General features: G+C 69.7%; 15 protein-coding genes. 2 read left to right on the top strand and 13 right to left on the bottom strand.

Annotated elements, in window-relative coordinates:
- Positions 1-13: 13 nt before the first annotated feature.
- From fhuE to AC1PMG_RS20045, 3 genes are all read right to left on the bottom strand, one after another.
- On the bottom strand, positions 14-2,179 hold the full coding sequence (gene fhuE, locus AC1PMG_RS20055; protein ID WP_481110012.1) for a ferric-rhodotorulic acid/ferric-coprogen receptor FhuE: 2,166 nt from the start codon (positions 2,177-2,179) through the stop codon (positions 14-16).
- Between the two features lie 384 nt (positions 2,180-2,563).
- A complete protein-coding gene (locus AC1PMG_RS20050) occupies positions 2,564-3,133 on the bottom strand; it encodes a cytochrome b (protein ID WP_481110011.1) in 570 nt (189 codons plus the stop codon).
- The gene (locus AC1PMG_RS20045; RefSeq protein ID WP_481110010.1) at positions 3,130-4,227 is read right to left on the bottom strand and encodes a catalase family peroxidase; all 1,098 of its coding nucleotides are present in this window, start codon (positions 4,225-4,227) and stop codon (positions 3,130-3,132) included. Before AC1PMG_RS20045 ends, AC1PMG_RS20050 begins: the two co-directional genes overlap by 4 nt.
- 212 nt (positions 4,228-4,439) lie before the next feature.
- Between AC1PMG_RS20045 and AC1PMG_RS20040 the strand changes: the two genes are divergently transcribed.
- Positions 4,440-5,390, top strand: a complete 951-nt coding sequence (locus AC1PMG_RS20040) for a calcium/sodium antiporter (RefSeq protein ID WP_267105977.1) — start codon at positions 4,440-4,442, stop codon at positions 5,388-5,390.
- A gap of 145 nt (positions 5,391-5,535) precedes the next feature.
- Here the strand turns inward: AC1PMG_RS20040 and AC1PMG_RS20035 are convergent, their stop codons facing one another.
- From AC1PMG_RS20035 to AC1PMG_RS20010, 6 genes are read right to left on the bottom strand one after another with little or no spacing between them, the layout of a single operon-like run.
- On the bottom strand, positions 5,536-5,907 hold the full coding sequence (locus tag AC1PMG_RS20035; protein ID WP_342074317.1) for a Na+/H+ antiporter subunit G: 372 nt from the start codon (positions 5,905-5,907) through the stop codon (positions 5,536-5,538).
- A complete protein-coding gene (locus tag AC1PMG_RS20030; protein ID WP_017908201.1) occupies positions 5,904-6,188 on the bottom strand; it encodes a K+/H+ antiporter subunit F in 285 nt (94 codons plus the stop codon). The genes AC1PMG_RS20035 and AC1PMG_RS20030 overlap by 4 nt, the downstream gene beginning before the upstream one ends.
- A complete protein-coding gene (locus tag AC1PMG_RS20025; protein WP_010341382.1) occupies positions 6,185-6,688 on the bottom strand; it encodes a Na+/H+ antiporter subunit E in 504 nt (167 codons plus the stop codon). Before AC1PMG_RS20025 ends, AC1PMG_RS20030 begins: the two co-directional genes overlap by 4 nt.
- A gap of 1 nt (position 6,689) precedes the next feature.
- On the bottom strand, positions 6,690-8,252 hold the full coding sequence (locus AC1PMG_RS20020) for a monovalent cation/H+ antiporter subunit D (RefSeq protein WP_481110009.1): 1,563 nt from the start codon (positions 8,250-8,252) through the stop codon (positions 6,690-6,692).
- Positions 8,249-8,614, bottom strand: a complete 366-nt coding sequence (locus tag AC1PMG_RS20015) for a Na+/H+ antiporter subunit C (RefSeq protein WP_148829977.1) — start codon at positions 8,612-8,614, stop codon at positions 8,249-8,251. The genes AC1PMG_RS20020 and AC1PMG_RS20015 overlap by 4 nt, the downstream gene beginning before the upstream one ends.
- Complete coding sequence (locus AC1PMG_RS20010; protein ID WP_481110008.1) at positions 8,614-11,445, bottom strand: monovalent cation/H+ antiporter subunit A; 2,832 nt, start codon at positions 11,443-11,445, stop codon at positions 8,614-8,616. The genes AC1PMG_RS20015 and AC1PMG_RS20010 overlap by 1 nt, the downstream gene beginning before the upstream one ends.
- Before the next feature lie 454 nt (positions 11,446-11,899).
- Here AC1PMG_RS20010 and AC1PMG_RS20005 point away from each other — a divergent pair, with 454 nt between their 5' ends.
- On the top strand, positions 11,900-12,835 hold the full coding sequence (locus tag AC1PMG_RS20005; protein ID WP_481110007.1) for an NAD-dependent epimerase/dehydratase family protein: 936 nt from the start codon (positions 11,900-11,902) through the stop codon (positions 12,833-12,835).
- 123 nt (positions 12,836-12,958) lie between these two features.
- Here AC1PMG_RS20005 and AC1PMG_RS20000 read toward each other — a convergent pair whose 3' ends face one another.
- The 4 genes from AC1PMG_RS20000 to AC1PMG_RS19985 all read right to left on the bottom strand — a co-directional run bounded on the left by AC1PMG_RS20000 (position 12,959) and on the right by AC1PMG_RS19985 (position 17,003).
- A complete protein-coding gene (locus AC1PMG_RS20000; protein WP_010341389.1) occupies positions 12,959-13,441 on the bottom strand; it encodes an Mpo1 family 2-hydroxy fatty acid dioxygenase in 483 nt (160 codons plus the stop codon).
- A 350-nt stretch (positions 13,442-13,791) separates the two neighbouring features.
- The gene (locus AC1PMG_RS19995) at positions 13,792-15,573 is read right to left on the bottom strand and encodes a peptidoglycan-binding protein (RefSeq protein WP_481110006.1); all 1,782 of its coding nucleotides are present in this window, start codon (positions 15,571-15,573) and stop codon (positions 13,792-13,794) included.
- A gap of 70 nt (positions 15,574-15,643) precedes the next feature.
- A complete protein-coding gene (locus AC1PMG_RS19990) occupies positions 15,644-16,144 on the bottom strand; it encodes a hypothetical protein (RefSeq protein ID WP_481111721.1) in 501 nt (166 codons plus the stop codon).
- A 376-nt stretch (positions 16,145-16,520) separates the two neighbouring features.
- Complete coding sequence (locus AC1PMG_RS19985; protein ID WP_481110005.1) at positions 16,521-17,003, bottom strand: hypothetical protein; 483 nt, start codon at positions 17,001-17,003, stop codon at positions 16,521-16,523.
- Positions 17,004-17,080: the final 77 nt, after the last annotated feature.

Genomic DNA, 17,080 nt, shown 5'->3' with positions numbered 1-17,080 from the left:
GCGGCCTGCCGGCTCAGAACGACCAGCTGAAGCTCAGCGTGCCGTTGCGCGGTTCGCCCCAGGCGCCGTAGCCGTAGATCTGCGCGTAGTAGCGCTTTTCCAGCAGGTTGTTGAGGTTGAGCTGCACCGAGGAGGCCGGCGACAGGCGGTAGCGCGCGAAGGCACTGACCAGCGCGTAGCCGCTCTGCGCGAAGCGGCCGTAGGTGGCATCGACGTAGTAGATGCGGTTCTGCCAATTGACGCCGCCGCCGACGGTCAGGTCGCTCGGGCTGCGCGGGGTGTAGCTGCTGTAGAGCTTGAGCGTGGTCTGCGGCAGCTGGCTGTTGATGTCGGCGCCGGCGACGTCCTTGGCCACGTAGCGCGAGGCGCCGAAGGTGGCGTTCCAGCCCGGCGCCAGCTCGCCGTTGAGCTCGAGTTCGAAACCGCGGCTGACCGTGCCCTGCGCGGCGACATAGGCGGTCTCGGTGGTGCCCTGCACGAATCCGCTGGTGGCCTGGGCGACGTTGTCCTGGTCGATGCGGAACACCGACAGCGCGGCGTTGAGGCGGTCGTCGAACCAGGCGCCCTTGATGCCGGCCTCGTAGCTCTTGCCGATCACCGGGTCCAGGTAGGCGCCGCTGGCGGTGCGTGCGGTCTGCGGCTGGAAGATGTCGGTGTAGCTGGCGTAGACCGACCAGACGTCGTCCAGTGTGTACACCAGGCCGGCATAGGGCGTGGTCTTCTCCTGGTGCAGCACGTAGCCCACTCCGCTTTCGGCGCCGTCCACCTTCCAGTCGGTGTAACGCGCGCCCACGATCAGCTTCAGCGGATCGGCCAGCGACAGCCGCGCCGCCGCATAGCCGGCCTTCTGGGTGACGGTGCCGCGGCTGAACTCGCTGAGCGGCGACCAGGCCGGTTCCGGATAGGCGCCGGTCCATCCCAGGTAGCTCGGCAGCGGCGCGGGGAAGTCGAAGGCGCCGGTGTTCACGTAGCGGCGGCGGTTGTAGCTGAGCCCGGCCATCAATTCGTGCTCGCGTCCGGCCAGCTGGAACGGGCCTTCGGCGTAGGCGTCCAGGCCGTCGACCTTGCGTCCGGTGATGTAGTAGCCCGAATACGGCACCACGCCGGCGCCGGTCTGCCGGTCGAAGCCGTAGATCGTGTAGTACGGGTAGAACAGCTTGTCGGTGACGTCGGTCTGGTCGTGGGTGGCGTTGAGCTTGAGCTGCCAGCCGTTGCCGAAGGCGTGCTGCAGGGTGGCGAAGGCGCGCTTGCTGGTGGTGTCCCAGAACGTCCAGTCCGCGGCCGGGTTGAACCAGCGCGGATAGTCGGTGCGGCTGCCGTCGGCGTACCACAGCGGGAAGCCGCCCCAGGTGACGCCGTCGGACTGCTTGTTCTGGTAGTCGTAGCCCACGCTCAGCTGCGTGTCCGGGGTCAGGTCGGCATCGATCACCGCATAGCCCAGCGACTTGCGCTGGCTATAGCGCTGCACGTACGAATCGGTATCCAGGTAGCTGCCGATCACCCGGGCGCGCACCGTGCCGCTGGCGTTGAGCGGGGTGGTGACGTCGACCGTGGAGCGCGTGCGGCCCCAGCTGCCGGCGCTGACGGTGACGCTGCCGGTCAGTTCGGCGCTGTCGGCGTGCTTGCGGATCAGGTTGACCGAGGCCGAAGGATTGCCGGCGCCGGTGAGCAGGCCGGTGGCGCCGCGCACCACTTCCACGCGGTCGTACAGCGCCAGGTCCAGCGCCGAATCGCCGTAGCTCCAGTTCTGCACCATCGTGGTCGGGATGCCGTCGAACTGGTAGTTGTCGATGTAGAAGCCGCGCGCATAGAACTCGAAGCGTTCGCTGTCCGAGCGCGTGCTGGACACGCCGGTGGTGTTCTCCAGCACGTCGATGATGTCGTCCAGGCCCTGATCCTCGATGCGCTGGTGGCTGATGATGCTCACCGACTGCGGGATCTCCCGCGGCGCCAGTTCGAAGCGGGTGCCAGCGCTGGTCTTGCGCACGCTGTAGCCCTCGGCGCGCTCGCCCTTGACGCTGATCTTGTCGAGGGTGGTGACGTCGCGTTCGGTGTCCTCGGCGCTGTCGGCAGCAGACGCGGCCGGTGTCGCCGCGAAGGCCGGCATGGCGGCCAGCAGGCAGGCCACGGCCAGGGCCGAACGGCGCGGGAAACGACGGGTGGGGGCAACACGGGACATCGCGGACTCCAAGGCAGCAGGCAGGGCCATCGCCGGCGCGGATGCGGCGCCGGACGACGATCGAGGGTGAGCTGGCTTGGCGCGCGGACTCGCAGGCCGGCGTGGCGGGCTGCGAAACAACGGCGCTGGCTGGCGCGGTCGCGGCGCCGGATTCCCCGGGGGAACGACCGGTGCGCGGGAAACAGGGGCGGACGGGCGCGCCCGTCCGCCGACAAGTGTAACGGCGGCCCGGGGCCGCGACCATGTCGGCGCAGACACAAACGCGTGGCGCGGCGCGGATGCAGTGCGATCCCGCGCCTGCGGGTGCAGAGGCCAGCGGCGCTGCGGCGCTGCGCGCATGCGCGGCAGCGAACGCGGCGCCGCGCGTGCGTGCCGTGGGCTGGACTACGTCTCGTCGCGGCGCACGGCAGGCGCCGCCGCGCCGCGCGCCATGCTCGAGAACACGCCGTCGCGGCGCACCCAGGCATGGAACAGCGCCGCGCACAGGTGTGCCAGCACCGTGGCGAACAGCAGGTAGGCCAGCCAGCCGTGCGCGCTGCGCAGCCAGGCGTACAGCGCCGGGCTGTGCGGGGCGATCGGCGGCAACTGCACGCCCGGCCACAGCACGATCGGGTAGCCGCCGGCCGAGAGCATCGACCAGCCGAGCAGCGGCATCGCCAGCATCAGCGCGTACAGCAGCCAATGCGAGGCATGCGCGGCCGCTTTCTGCCAGCGCGGCAGGTCGGCCGGCAGCGGCGGCGGCCGGTGCCGCAGGCGGTTGCCCAGGCGCACCAGCACCAGCAACAGGATGGCGATGCCCAGCGGGCGATGCAGGTCCAGCAGCCAGGGCCGCTGCGACACCGAGGCGACCATGCCCACGCCGACGAACAGCATGGTCAGGATCATCGCCGCCATCAGCCAGTGCAGCACGCGCGCGAGCAGGTTGAAGTGCGCGGAACGGTCGTCGCGGTTCATTGCGCACCTCCGTGCGGCTTCCCGGTCGCATCGGGCGCCTGGTCGCGGGCGATCTCGCGCTCGCGGCGATTGAAGGACTGCGAGTACACCGCCGAGCGCGCGGCGAGGATCGGATCGTCGGAGCCGGCGATGCCGTGCGGCAGGATCAGCGGATCGTAGTTGAGGTCGCGGCACGGCCCGGTGGCCTGCGGCTCGGCATGGTCCAGCACCAGGGTGCCGGCGACCACCTGCTGGCGGTCCTGCGGCCACGGCTGCGAGGGATCGTCGACCGGGTCGCCGGGTGCGGCCACGGTCAGCACCAGGTCCCAGCGCAGCGGACCGCGCGCCAGCCGCGCCTGCAGGTCTTCGCTGAGGAAGTCGGCGTCGGCCTTGGCGCGTTGCTCGGCCGACAGCGGCGCGAACGGGGTCTGCGGGCGCATCGACCAGCGCACCGCATGCGTGCTGCCATCGGCGGCGGTGAAGCGGAACGCGTTGACGCCGTTGTACTGGGTGTTGGCCCAGCTGTTGGACCATGGTGCGGTCTTGGCCCACTCCTGGAACTTCTTCGCTTCCGGATAGCGCTGCAGGAACGCCGCCATCTTCGCCGGGTCCGGCTTGCCGGTGGCCGGATCCGGCCGCGCGGCCAGCGTCTGCGCCATGAAGCCCTCGGTGCTGGCGACCACGAAGAACGGGAAGCTGTTCATCGCCGTGCGCCATTCCTGGCCGTCGTCGCTGCGCAACTGCAGCGCCATGCTGCGCACGCGGGCGGCGCCGTCGGCACCATGCGGGTCGCCGCCGCCGATCGACAGGCGGCCCAGCACCGGCACCGAGGATTGCGCGAACACCCGTGCCGAAGACAGCGCGCTGCCCTGGCCGTTGCCCTCGAAATGGCCGCTGACGCATACGCCCTTGCTGTGCGCACGGCGGAAGCCCGGATGCGGCGGGCCGCCGGCTTCGATGGCGTCGGTCATGCGCTGCGCGGTCAGCCGCTGCGGGCCGCCGAGCCAACCGGCGCTCCAGGCGAAGGCGGCGGCGAGTGCCGCGGCGATCGCGGCGATGCCGGCCAGCGCCAGCCAGGGCCGCCGCGGCGGCGGCGTGGGATCGGGACGGGACATGGGGCGGCTCCTGTGGCGAAGGCGAGGGGAGGGACGCGGTCGGGCGCGCGGCAGGCGCTAGCAGACACGGTCGGGCATGAACGCAGTGCAGTGGCGGCGGGCTGCGCGCGGGACTGGCCGTCGCAGCGCGCCATGGCCGGGCAGGCACGACCACGGCGGCGTCATCGGCGCTGCGCATAGAATCGTCGCATCTTGCGGGCAGGGAGTCGGCGATGGCCGGTGCGATCGGGTTGGTGCTGTTGGGGCTGGCGTTCCTGGCGCTGGGCGGGGACTCGATCGTGAAGGCGGCCTCCGGCCTGGCGCAGCGCTGCGGCGCCTCGCCGTTCGTGGCCGGCTTGCTGCTGGTGGCCTTCGGCACCTCGCTGCCGGAACTGGCGGTCAACGCGCGCGCCTACGCCGCCGGCGCGCAGGACCTGGCGTTGGGCAACGCGATCGGCAGCAACCTGGCCAATCTCGGCCTGACCCTGGGCCTGGCCGCGCTGGCGGCGCCGCTGCTGCTGCGCACGCGCCTGCTGCCGCCACTGCTGGTGCTGCTGACCCTGGCGACGCTGGCGCTGATCGGCTTCGGCCTGGATGGCGCGATCTCGCGCGCTGAGGGCGTGGCGCTGCTGCTGGCCTTCGTCGGCGTGGTCGCCTTCCTGCTGCTGCGCGCGCGGCATGAACCGGCCGCGCGCCAGCTCGGCGTGTCCGGCTACGCGGTGACCCGCACCGGGCTGGTGCTGAATCTGCTGCGCCTGCTGATCGCCCTCGTGCTGTTGAACGCCGGCGCCAACCTGGTGGTGGAACACGCGCCGCGGCTGGGTGCGGCCTGGGGCCTGTCGCCGCTGCTGGTCGGCCTGCTGCCGGTGGCGATCGGCACCGCGCTGCCGGAAGCGGCCGCCGCGGTGGCCGCAGCGCGCCGGGGCCAGGGCGACATGGTGGTCGGCCATGTGCTGGGCTCGAGCCTGTTCAATCTCCTGGTGGTGATCGGCGGCATGGCCGCGCTGCGGCCGCTGCCGTTGCCGGCGTCCTTCGTGCGCCTGGAACTGCCGGCGGCGATCGCGCTGGCAGTGGTGCTGTACCCGATGCTGCGCGGCGACATGCGCTTGAGTCGCGGCGAAGGTGCGGTGCTGCTGGTGGCGTTCCTGGCGTGGGTGGGACTGGAGCTGGCGTTGCTGGCTTGAGGGCCGGGAGTGGGGATTCGGGATTGGGGATTGGGGATTGGAAAAAGCGGCTGGCCTCGGTCGTAGGAGCGGCTTCAGCCGCGACGAGGCTTTACCGGGAACGCCCCATCGCGGCTGAAGCCGCTCCTACGAGGTACCCGATGCGCTACGGCCCGTCCGGCTGCTCCGGCGGCGGCAGGCCTTCCTGGTCGGCGTGGTCGCTGCCCGGCACCTGCGGGCGCTGTTCCAGCATCAGCGACAGCGCCGCCTTGGCCATCATGTGCGCACTGATCGGCGCGGTGATGAACAGGAATGCGGTGATCAGCAACTCGCGCGGCTGCGGGTCCTGGCCCAGGAACAGGTGGTAGCCGACCGAGGCCAGCAGCACGCAGCCCACGCCCAGGGTGCTGGCCTTGGTCGGTGCGTGCAGGCGCTTGAAGAAGTCCGACAGCTTCACCAGCCCCAGCGCGCCGACCAGGATGAAGAAGCAGCCGACGATCAGCAGCAGCGACAGGCCGACCTGCAGCACGCCGATCATTCGACGATGTCCCGGCGCAGCACGAACTTGCTCAGCACCACGGTGCTGCCGAAGCCGAGCATGGCGATGATCAGCGCCGCCTCGAAATACACCGGCGAATCCAGGTACATGCCGAACAGCATCAGCTCGGCGATCGCGGTCACCGACAGCGTGTCCAGCGCCAGGATGCGGTCGGGTACGGTCGGCCCGCGCAGCAGCCGCCACAGCGCCAGCAGCATCGCCAGCGCCACCACGTGCATGCACACGACGATCGTGGTCTCGATGAACATGTGGCTGGTCATGGGAAGATCTCCATCAACGGCGCTTCGTAGCGCGTCTTGATCTGCCGGATCACGGTCTCGGCATCGTCCAGGTGCAGCACGTGCACCAGCAGGTACTTGCGGTCGTCCGACAGCGCCGCCGACACCGTGCCCGGGGTCAGGGTGATCATGCTGGTCAGGGCGGCGATGCCGTGGATGTTGGCGATGTCCAGCGGCACCCAGATGAAGCCGGGGTGGATGCGTTTCTCCGGGCCGAGCACCTGCAGCGCCACCACCACGTTGGAGCGCACGATGTCCCAGGCCGCCACGCACAGCATCTTCGGCACCGGGCGCAGCGAGCCGATGCGCGCGAACTCGCGGTCCAGGCGCGCGGCGAACAGCGGCACCGCCACGCCCAGCACCGCGCCCAGCAGCACCTGGCCGAGACTGAAGCTGTCGCTCATCAGCAGCCAGAAGGCGGTGACGGTCAGGCTCAGCGGCCAGGACGGGAACAGGCGGCGCGACCAGGGACGGGCGGACATGTCAGGGCTCCCGCAGGATCGGCGCGGTGCCGCGCAGCTGGGTGGTGTAGTCGGCCGGGCGCAGCAGTTGTGCGGCGGCATCCTCGCTGTAGCGCAGCAGCGGCCCGGCGGCCACGGTCATCGCCACGCCGTAGCCGAGCAGCAGCACGGTGGCGGCGGTTTCCAGCGGCCGCGCCGGCGCCTTGCGCGGTGCCGGGCGCGGCAGCTCCACGGTGCCGTCCTCGGCCGTGTCCTGGTCGCCGGGCACGCGCCAGAACAGGCGCACGCCGCCGCGGGTCAGGCCCATGATCACCATCAGGCTGCTGAGCAGCACCGCCGCCCACACCGGTGCGGTCAGCCCGCCCGGCGTCGCGCTGAGGATCGCGACCTTGGCCAGGAAACCGGACAGCGGCGGCAGCCCGGCCACCGAGATCGCCGCGATCAGGAACAGCACACCGGGCACGGTCTTGCCCGGCAGCGGCGCGATGATCTCCTTGCGGTCGCTGGCGCCGCCGCGGCGGCGCCGGATCAGGTCGGCGATCATGAACAACGCCGCGGCGACGAAGCTGCTGTGCGCCAGGTAGTAGAGCCCGGCGCCGAGCGTGCCCGGCGCATCCAGGGCGAAGGCCACGAACAGCGTGGCCGCCGACACGATTACCAGGTAGCCGATCAGCACCCGCAGGCGCACCGCCGCCAGCACGCCCAGCGCGGCCAGCAGCAGCGTCGCCAGGCCCAGCCACAGCAGCCAGTCGCGGCCATAGCCGTCCAGCGCCTGCGCCTGGCTGCCGAGGATCAGCGTGCTCACCCGCAGCACCGCGTACAGGCCGACCTTGGTCATGATCACGAACAGCGCCGCCACCGCCGCCGGCGCGCGCGCATAGGTTTCCGGCAGCCACAGGTACAGCGGCAGCAGTGCGGCCTTGGCGCAGAACACCAGCAGCAACAGGCCGAACGCGGCCTTGATCAGCGCCACGTTCTGCGGCGGCGCCTGCGCCACGCGCTGCGACAGCTCGGCCATATTCAACGAGCCTAGCAGCGCGTACAGCAGGCCCAGCGCGATCAGGAACACGGTGGAGGAGGTGACGTTGAACACCACGTAGTGGAAGCCCACGCGCAGGCGCAGGCTGCGCCCGCCGCTGAGCAGCAGGCCGTAGGAGGCGATCAGCATCACCTCGAAGAACACGAACAGGTTGAACACGTCGCCGGTCAGGAACGCGCCGTTGAGGCCGACCAACTGGAACTGGAACAGCGCATGGAAATGCGGCGCGCGCCGGTCCCAACCGGCGCAGGCGTGCAGCAGGCACGCGCCGGCGAGCAGGGTGGTGGTCGCCAGCATCCATGCCGACAGGCGGTCGGCCATCAGCACGATGCCCAGCCGCGAGGGCCAGTCGCCGAGCAGGTAGGCATGGACCTGACCGTCGCTCACTTGCACGCACAGCGCCAGCACCGCCGCGGCCAGCGCCGTCATCGCGGTCCAGGCCACTGCGCGGCGCACCTTGCGGCCGTAGCGGCGGTGCTCGGCGAACAGCGACAGCGCCGCGCCGAGCAACGGGATCAGGATCGGCAGGATCAACAGATGGGTCATGGCGCCTCCCCATCGGCGGGGTCGCGGTCCGGGCGCGCATCGACGTGGTCGCTGTGGTTGTCGCCGCGGCTGCGCATGGCCAGCACGATGCTCACCGCGGTCATCGCAAAGGCGATCACGATCGCGGTCAGCACCAGCGCCTGCGGCAGCGGGTCGGCGTGCTCGGCCAGGGTCGGGGCGATGCCGTCGCGCAGCACCGGCGCCTTGCCCTGCACCAGCCGGCCGCCGGCGAAGATCAGCAGGTTGGTGGCGTAGGACAGCACGGTCATGCCCAGGATCACGTCGAAGCTGCGCGCGCGCAGCAGCAGGTACACCCCCACCGCGGTCAGCACGCCGATCGCGCTCGCCAGTGCCAGTTCCATCAGTGCATCTCCCCGGTGATGGGCGAACGCCGCGCCGGGTCGATCTGCCCGCGCTGCGAATCGCGGGTGCGCGAGGGCTTGATCGTGCCCATCATCGACAGCGTCAGCATGGTGCCGCCGAACACCACCAGGTACACGCCGGTATCGAAGACCAGCGCGCTGGCCAGCGGGACCGTGCCGATCAGCGGCAACTGCAGATCCAGATGGCCGCTGGTCAGGAACGGCACCCCGAACAGCATCGAGGCCATGCCGCCGAGCGTGGCCAGCAGCAGGCCCAGGCCGATGCAGCGGATGTAGTCGAAGCCGAAGCGCGATTCCACCGAGGCCGCGCTCTGGATCACGTACTGCATCAGCAACGGCACGGCCAGCACCAGCCCGGCGATGAAGCCGCCGCCGGGCGCGTTGTGGCCGCGCAGGAACAGGAAGATCGACACGGTCAGGGTCAGCGGGAACATCAGCTGCGCCAGGTCGGCCGGGACCGGCAGCTTGATCGGCGGCCCGGGCATCACCTTCTCCGGCGCCATCCGCGCGCGCCGCAGCAGCGCGTGCACCACCAGCGCGGCGATGCCGAACACGGTGATCTCGCCGAAGGTATCGAAGCCGCGGAAGTCCACCAGGATCACGTTGACCACGTTGCGGCCGTAGGCTTCCGGCAGCGCGCGCTGCAGCAGTTCACCGGCCATCGTCGTCGCCGGCCGGGTCATCACCGAATACGCCAGCAGCGCCATGCCGCCGCCGGCGACGATCGCCAGGGCCGCGTCGCGCCAGCGGCGCCAGCGCCGCGGCTCCGGCGGCGAGGCCTTGGGCAGGTAGTTCATGCCCAGCAGCATCAGCACCAGGGTCACCATTTCCACCAGCAACTGGGTCAGCGCCAGGTCCGGCGCCGACAGGAACACGAACACCAGGCTCACGCCCAGCCCGCTGCCGCCCAGCACCAGCACCGCCAGCAGCCGCTGCTGGTACAGGAACAGCGTGGACAGCGCGCAACTGAGGATCAGCAGCCACAGGCCCCAGCCCAGCAGCGGCATCCCCTGCGGCGCCGGCCACTGCTGCCACAGCGGCGGCGCGTGCAGCAGCGGCGCGGCCACGACGACCACCGCGGCCAGCACCAGCCAGCGCAGGCTGCGCTGCAGGCTGCCGTTGGCGAGCAAGCGGGTAAAGCGGGCGGCCACGCCGAACAGGGTCTGCACGTGCCAGTGGAACACGCGCTTGCCCAGCGAGCGGCGCACCTCGGTGTACAGCGCGGTCAGCCGGCGCAGCCCGAAATACAGCGCGACGCCGCCGACCACGCCGGCGATGCTCATCGCCAGCGGTGCGTTCCAGCCGTGCCAGACGGCCAGGCTGTAGTCGGGCAGGGCGTTGCCGAGGATCGCGCCGGCGGCGCTGCGCAGCACCGGCGCCACGGTCAGCGCCGGCACGATGCCGACCGCCACGCACACCAGCACCAGGATCTCCACCGGAATCTTCATCCAGCGCGGCGGCTCGTGCGGCATCGTCTGCAGGTCGCGCGGGCCCTTGCCGAAGAACGTCTCGTAGACGAAGCGCAGGCTGTAGGCCACGCCGAACACGCCGGCCAGCAGTGCAGAGGTCGCGGTGAACACGCGCATCGCCGCCGGGCCGTCGGCACCCAGTGCCTCGGCGAAGAACATCTCCTTGGACAGGAAGCCGTTGAGCAGCGGGATGCCGGCCATCGACAGCGAGGCGGTGATCGCCAGCGCGCTGGTGATCGGCATCCAGCGGCGCAGGTTGCCGAGCCGGCGCATGTCGCGGGTATGGGTTTCGTGGTCGATGATGCCGGCGGCCATGAACAGCGAGGCCTTGAACACCGCGTGGTTGAGGATGTGGAACACGCCGGCCACCACCGCCATCGGCGTGGACAGCCCGAACAGCATGGTGATCAGGCCCAGGTGCGAGATCGTCGAATACGCCAGCAGGCCCTTGAGGTCGTGCTGGAAGATCGCGAACCAGGCGCCGGTGAGCAGGGTGATCGCGCCGATGCCGCTGACCGTGTAGAAGAACAGGTCGCTGCCGGCCAGCGCCGGATGCAGCCGCGCCAGCAGGAACACGCCGGCCTTCACCATCGTCGCCGAGTGCAGGTACGCCGACACCGGGGTGGGCGCGGCCATCGCGTGCGGCAGCCAGAAATGGAACGGGAACTGCGCGCTCTTGGTAAAGATGCCGAGCAGGATCAGCCCCAGCGCCCATGGATACAGTGGGCTGGCGCGGATCACGTCGCCGGCGGCGAGCACCGCGTCAAGCTGGTAGCTGCCGACGATGCGCCCCAGCAGCAGCACGCCGCCGAGCAGCGCCAGGCCACCGCCGCCGGTGATCACCAGGGCCATGCGCGCGCCGTCGCGCGCGTCCTGGCGGTGCGACCAGAAGCCGATCAGCAGGAACGAACTGATGCTGGTCAGTTCCCAGAACACCATCAGCAGCAGCAGGTTGCCGGCGATCACCATGCCCAGCATCGCGCCCATGAACAGCAGCAGGCAGGCGTAGAAGCGCGCCGCGTTCTCGCGTGCACTCAGGTAGTAGTGCGCGTACATCACCACCAGCGCGCCGATCGCCAGCACCAGGCCGGCGAACATCCAGGCCAGTCCGTCCAGGCGCAGCGAGAACTGCAGGCCGATCTGCGGCAGCCAGGCGTGGTCGGCACGGACGATGCCGCCGTCGAGCACCGTGGGCGTCAGCGCGCCGAGCACCGCCAGGCCCGCCAACGGCGCCAGCGCCGCGGCCCAGGCCAGGGTGGCGCGCGAGCGGTGGCGCAGGGCGACGACGGCCGCCGCCATCAGAAACGGCAAGGCCAGCAGGAGGTCGAGGGCTGGGATCATGCAGGGAATACGAGATTCGCGAGCAGGAGCCCGAGTGTAACAGGCGCGTCACGGCGGTGGCCGGCGCGGGAACGGAAGGCGTGCACGGTCATGCCGACAGCATAGCCGCGGGCAGGTGATGCGCTTGCGAGTGCGGAAGGGATGAGGGCGATCGAACGTTGGCGCTGCGCGATGCGCCACACGCCACGCGCGCCACGCGGCGCGCGCTTTGCGTGTGGCGCAAGCATCGCCATGGGTGAGCGGGTTCTGCAGCGCATCGCGCGTCGCTCTCCATTTGGGGGCTGGTGCGTGCGGCCCGTGCCAGGTCGCCGGTGCGCTTGGCGATCGTTGGCGGCTGCGTGTGTCCGCGCCACGCGTCGCCTTGTCCGCCTCCACCAACCGTTGCATGCCGTGCAGCGTGCGGATGCCGCGTGATTCCAGCCGCAAACGGCGGCGCACGCACTATCCTGTGTCGATGACCGATTCGCTCGCCGCTGCCTCCGCTTCTCCGACGACCGTCGCGCCACCGCGCATCGTGCTGGTGTTCGGCGGTAGCGGCCAGATCGGCGAGCGCCTGCTGCACCGCCTGCTGGCCGACGGGTGGGAGGTGCATGCCTACTCCCGGCAGGCGCGCGCGGCGCGCCCCGGCCTGCACTGGCATGCCGGCGAACTCAGCGCGCTGCAGGCGCCCCCGGTGGCGGCCGACGTGGTGTTCAGTTGCGGGCCGCTGGACGCCTTCGCCGACTGGTATCGGCGCGCCCCGGTCGCCGCCGCGCGTGTGGTCGCCTTCGGCTCCACCAGCCTGGAGGTCAAGCGCGACTCGCTGGACGCCGCCGAACGCGACGTCGCCCGGCGCCTGCGCGAGGCCGAAGCCATCGTGTTCGCGGTGGCCGCCGAACGCGGCGCGGCGGCGACGGTGTTGCGGCCGACCCTGGTCTACGGCGCCGGCCGCGACCGCACTCTCAGCGCGATCGCGGCACTGGCGCGGCGCACCGGCTGGTTCGTGCTGCCGCGCAGCGCCAGCGGCCTGCGCCAGCCGGTGCACGTGCAGGACCTGGCCGACGCGGCGCTGGCGGTGCTGGCGCAGCCGGCCACGCACGGACGCAGCTACGCCCTCGGCGGCGGCGAGACGCTGACCTACCGCGAGATGGTGCGGCGGGTGCTGGCCGCGCTGCGGCCGCCGGCGCGGTTGCTATCGCTGCCGCATGCAGCGTTCGCGTTGGCGCTGACGCTGGCCCACGCCTGTGGCCGCCTGCAAGGCATGAACCGCGCCGCGCTGCAGCGCATGCGCGAGGACCTGGCGTTCGATCTGCAGCCGGCGCAGCAGGATTTCGGCTACGCGCCGCGCGCCTTCGCGCCGGATGCGGCGATGTTGGGCCTGGACCTTGGCGACGCGGCGACGCCGGGCTGACGCAACGTCGCCCACTCGCCAGCTGGGTGTGGAGGGCGCGCAGGCGCCGCGGTGGACGAGGGATCCTGGATTTGGGCAGCGTCCGTGCGCGCCTGCGCTGGGTCGCTGCGTGGGTGGCCGCGCTCAGTAGCGCCAGTGCATGCGCCGGTACAGCTTGGCCAGCACCCAGGCCGGGCCGATCAGCAGATAGGTCAGGTCGGTGAGGAAGCTTGGGCGGTGGCCTTCCAGCGCGTGTCCGATGAACTGCGCGATCCAGGCCACCACGAACACGCCGATCGCCAGCCACAGCAGCCCCTGCAGGCCCAGGTGCGCTTCCAGCAGCCGGCACAGGCAGCCGCAGAAGAAGAACGCCGCCAGCATGCCGTAGCCCAGCGGGCGCGACAGGCGGTTGTAGTACATCCACGCCGCGAACATGCCCAGCGCCGCCCACAGCCCGCTCTGGAACAAGGTGCCGCCGACCGGGATGCACCACAGCAGGGCCACCACCGACCACAGGATCGCCGGCACCGCGACCACGTGGATGCGCTGGTTGGCGGCATTGCGGTGATCGTCGGAATAGCTGGCGAAATAGCGGTCGATCGGGCGCGCGTAGGCGGTGGTATCCATCTTCCCTCCCAGGAACCGCTCCAGCATAGCGCCATCGCGGCGGCGATGCGGAGACACCGCGCGGCGTGTCGGGCTTCTAAAACTTCGGGAAGCGTCTCGTAGGAGCGGCTTCAGCCGCGACGGGCCTCACGGGGGACGCCCCGTCGCGGCTGAAGCCGCTCCTACAGGTGCAACTTGCAGCCGGCTCGATCGAGCCGGAGGCAGGCATGAGAGACGCTTTTTTGCGTTTCGACGACTGGCGTCTGGAATGCGTCAGACAGCGTGTGACCAATCGCCGCACGCAAGCGGCGGCGTCGCCGATCGGGGGCGATCGCGCTGTCGGCACGATCGCCCCGCCACGGCTTGGCGACTCAGGCGCGCGCCAGGCTCTTGTTCGACTCCTGCTGCTGCTCCCGCTGCACCGACTCCTGCTGCTGCGCGGACTGGCGAGCCAGTTGCGCGCTGGTCTGCTCCAGCGGCGGTGCTTGCTGCTGCAGATCCACCACCGCACGGAAGCCCGGCGTGGTGCCGGCGACGAAGGCCGTTTCACCACGCATGCTGACTTCCTTCAGCTTGTCCGGGTGGTCGATCCCGGCCTGCTTGGCCTGCAGCGTCAGGTTGGCCACGGCTTCGTTCGACAGCTTGGCGTGTTGCGGATCGGCCTGCTTGGCGGCGCGGTCGGCCTCCGTGCGCATCTTGTCGTACAGCGGCGTATCCGGATGCCCCGGCTCGCCGAGTTGCGGACCTTTCGTCGGCTTGGCCTGCGCCTGCTCGGCGGCCGCCAGCCCGGCCCGAGTGTCGCGGCCGACGATGCCGTCCTGGGTGAGGCCGCGCTGTTTCTGCAGGGCCGTCACTGCTTCGTGGGTGTTGTCGCCGAAGCGCCCGTCCTCGGCCAGCGGGCGGCCTTGCGCGTCGCGGATGCCAAGGCGGTTGAGGTGCTGCTGCAACTCGCGCACCTCCTGACCGTGGTCGCCCTGGCGCAGCGTGCCGTTGCCATGCTGTGCCTGATCGCGGCCATGCGCGTCGACCTGCTGACCGCGGTTCCACCACGTCTCCGGGCTGACGGCTTTCCCGCTCGCATCGTGCATCTGGTAATGCACGTGCTGCGCGTACTGGCTCGCCCCATTCGGGCCGCGTCCGCCCATGGTGCCGATCGGATCGCCGGCGCGCACGGTATCGCCTTCTTTCACCGAGCGTGAGTCCAGATGCAGGATTTCGTGCGAGTTGCCTTGCGCGTCACGGATCTTCACCGTGCCGTACTGGCCGCCGGAGAAGGTCACCGTACCGGAGATCGGCGCGTGCACCGTCGGGTGCTGCCGGTTGATGCCGGTCTGGCCGCCTTCGTAGTTGAAATCGGTGCCCCCGTGCGGGCCACGGGCACGCTGTTCGCCATAGTGTCCGGTGATGTGCGGATCGACCTTGCCCTGGCTCGGCAGCATGCGTTCCATGGTCTGCTGGAAGTTGCTGTGAGACGCCCCGACGTTGGCGGTCGCCGGCCGATGGCCCTGCGTGGGTGCAGCCACAGGCTCACCCAGCCGTCCCGCTGCCAGGTTCTGCATCAACTCGGGTGTCAGCGTTCGTTGCCAGTGTTCGAAACGCCTCTCGCGATCCGCCAGGCCGTTCGGTGGGTTGGCGCCGTTGATGGTGGCACCCGCGTTTTGGACGCTGTTGCGCTGCTCCTCGGGAACTTTCTGCTGCCAGTACCAAGTGGCGATGCGCGAGGCGTTCTCGGGCTGAGATGCCAGTTCTGGCCGATTGACCAAGTCCAGCCCCAACGCCTCGCCAGCCGCGCGGTACTGCGCCTTGCCGGTCAATTGCATGTAGCCACGGCCGTGATAGAGATAACCGTCTCCCGGCTGATCGTTGCCAAGATCCCGGCGATTGCCGTACATGAGTTCGCCGAGCCGTTCCGGGCGTCCCCTGAGTGCCTCGATACGCGCGCTTTCCAGTGCCTCCGGACCTTCGCGCAAAGCAGAACGCACATTGGCGGAGATCTGCCCGATTCCCTTCGTGTAATTGAAGCTTTCCTCAAGCCTGGAAAGTCCGCCGGATTCATGGCCCACCTGCGCCATGAAATTCGCCAGTTCCCTGGGCTGGGTGATGCCGGCCGCGTAGGCCGCGCGGAGCATCTGGTTCTCTCTGTCTGTTGCCATGGTGTAGCTCCTCATTTCTCAGCAACGTGATAAACGGACCATCCATGTCCGCGGAAACCATTACTTCCCTTTAATTCTTGTCTGGTGCGTCCTCTTCCAGTGGGGCGACCTTGGGTAGCTTGGCGGGGTCGAAATCCGCGAATGCCACCTGCCCGAAATCTTTGGCCGTCAGTTCCAATTGCTTGTGTTGTTCGGATTGCGTATCGGTGAGTTCGCGTACCACCTTGTCCAGCAGCCAGGTTTTGCTGTCAGGCGCATAGCGGAAAGTGAAGTCGTCAGCCCAGCGCTCGCGCGAGCCGCCGGAGATGGAGATGGTGAATTGCCCTTTCTCGATCCGAGAAAACGCATAAGGATCGCCGGCCATGCCGCCGCAGTTCGCGCATGGGACGATATGCGCATTCTCCGCGGCCTTGTGCAGCTCTCCACGTTCATCCTGGGTCAGCAGGATCACTGTTCTTGGTGCGCCCTGACCCAACTTCTCGCCAGCGGACGATGGAGGGGAAACGACCAGTAATGCATCTGACCGACCGGTGCCGGTGAGGTCGCCCCGGAGCGTGTCCACGGCTTCCATGCCAGCAGGAACGAAGGATGCGACATTTTGCACAGGAGCACTCCCTTGCTGGTTGGCGGTGGCGTTCTGCCCCTGGTTTTGTTGACTAGGGGAAGGGGGCAGCTGCTGGGTGTCTCGCATGTCTGCAGGCTTGCCATCCGCGGGTGCACCTCCGCAGGCTGCCAATGCCAGGGCGAGGAGAGGCGAAGACAATTTCAGGAAATGCACGCGAATTCCTCTTTTAGGTTCGATTTCCACCCAGTGAGGCGGGCATATACGTCCTGCTCCGCAGTTTCTGGGCGCGAGTGTTGGATAGGCGGCGGACGCTTGTGGCGCGATAGGTGGGACGGCGCTGCGCTGGCGAAGAAGCATCCATGCGGGTCTCCTGGGGCCGCGACTACAACGCCTGATCGTCGACCTTCACCAGCGTCCAACAAGGCTTCTGCGCGAACTGGTAGACCTGCTGGTCGCCGGTATCGGGGGTGCGCACCATGACCTGCCGGCCCCCGGCGTTCTGCGTTACCACGACCTCGCGCCCGCCCTTGCGAGCGGCCTCCAGATTAGGGATCACCGGCCATTCGACCTCGGCCAACGGCACGTTGCGGGTCACCGGTGCTGGCTCCGGCTGCGCGTCCGGGTCGATGTGGATCATCGTCAATGGGTTCGCGGTGGCCTTTTCCTGGACCGCGATGTCGGCGCTGAAGCGCTTGAGGAAGGCGTCGAAATCGGCATCCTGGCAACGCGGGGCGGCTGCGGCGGGCGCGGCCTGCGCGGGGGCGGCTGTCGCCGCGGCGACCGTGGAGTCAGCAGTTTGCGCCTTGCACGCGACCAGGGCCGCGGCCAATGCCAGAGACGTCAGAATGGGGCGTGCGATAGCCAACGGATCCTCCTGATCGGGTCGGGCGGGCAATCGCCCTTCGGGCGGGTGATCTTAGTTCACCAGGATCATCGTGTCGT

Source organism: Xanthomonas sp. NCPPB 2250, from assembly GCF_056725265.1.
This window is presented reverse-complemented; position numbering and strand designations above follow the sequence as displayed.

Excerpts from the sequence above, each read along its gene's own strand:
- AC1PMG_RS20020 (WP_481110009.1), bottom strand. The coding sequence starts at position 8,252 with ATGACCCATCTGTTGATCCTGCCGATCCTGATCCCGTTGCTCGGCGCG.
- AC1PMG_RS19995 (WP_481110006.1), bottom strand. The coding sequence starts at position 15,573 with ATGGCAACAGACAGAGAGAACCAGATGCTCCGCGCGGCCTACGCGGCC.
- AC1PMG_RS20010 (WP_481110008.1), bottom strand. The coding sequence starts at position 11,445 with ATGATCCCAGCCCTCGACCTCCTGCTGGCCTTGCCGTTTCTGATGGCG.
- AC1PMG_RS20015 (WP_148829977.1), bottom strand. The coding sequence starts at position 8,614 with ATGGAACTGGCACTGGCGAGCGCGATCGGCGTGCTGACCGCGGTGGGG.
- AC1PMG_RS20050 (WP_481110011.1), bottom strand. The coding sequence starts at position 3,133 with ATGAACCGCGACGACCGTTCCGCGCACTTCAACCTGCTCGCGCGCGTG.
- AC1PMG_RS20025 (WP_010341382.1), bottom strand. The coding sequence starts at position 6,688 with ATGTCCGCCCGTCCCTGGTCGCGCCGCCTGTTCCCGTCCTGGCCGCTG.
- AC1PMG_RS20035 (WP_342074317.1), bottom strand. The coding sequence starts at position 5,907 with ATGATCGGCGTGCTGCAGGTCGGCCTGTCGCTGCTGCTGATCGTCGGC.
- AC1PMG_RS20030 (WP_017908201.1), bottom strand. The coding sequence starts at position 6,188 with ATGACCAGCCACATGTTCATCGAGACCACGATCGTCGTGTGCATGCAC.
- AC1PMG_RS20000 (WP_010341389.1), bottom strand. The coding sequence starts at position 13,441 with ATGGATACCACCGCCTACGCGCGCCCGATCGACCGCTATTTCGCCAGC.
- AC1PMG_RS20045 (WP_481110010.1), bottom strand. The coding sequence starts at position 4,227 with ATGTCCCGTCCCGATCCCACGCCGCCGCCGCGGCGGCCCTGGCTGGCG.
- fhuE (WP_481110012.1), bottom strand. The coding sequence starts at position 2,179 with ATGTCCCGTGTTGCCCCCACCCGTCGTTTCCCGCGCCGTTCGGCCCTG.
- AC1PMG_RS19990 (WP_481111721.1), bottom strand. The coding sequence starts at position 16,144 with ATGGAAGCCGTGGACACGCTCCGGGGCGACCTCACCGGCACCGGTCGG.
- AC1PMG_RS20005 (WP_481110007.1), top strand. The coding sequence starts at position 11,900 with ATGACCGATTCGCTCGCCGCTGCCTCCGCTTCTCCGACGACCGTCGCG.
- AC1PMG_RS20040 (WP_267105977.1), top strand. The coding sequence starts at position 4,440 with ATGGCCGGTGCGATCGGGTTGGTGCTGTTGGGGCTGGCGTTCCTGGCG.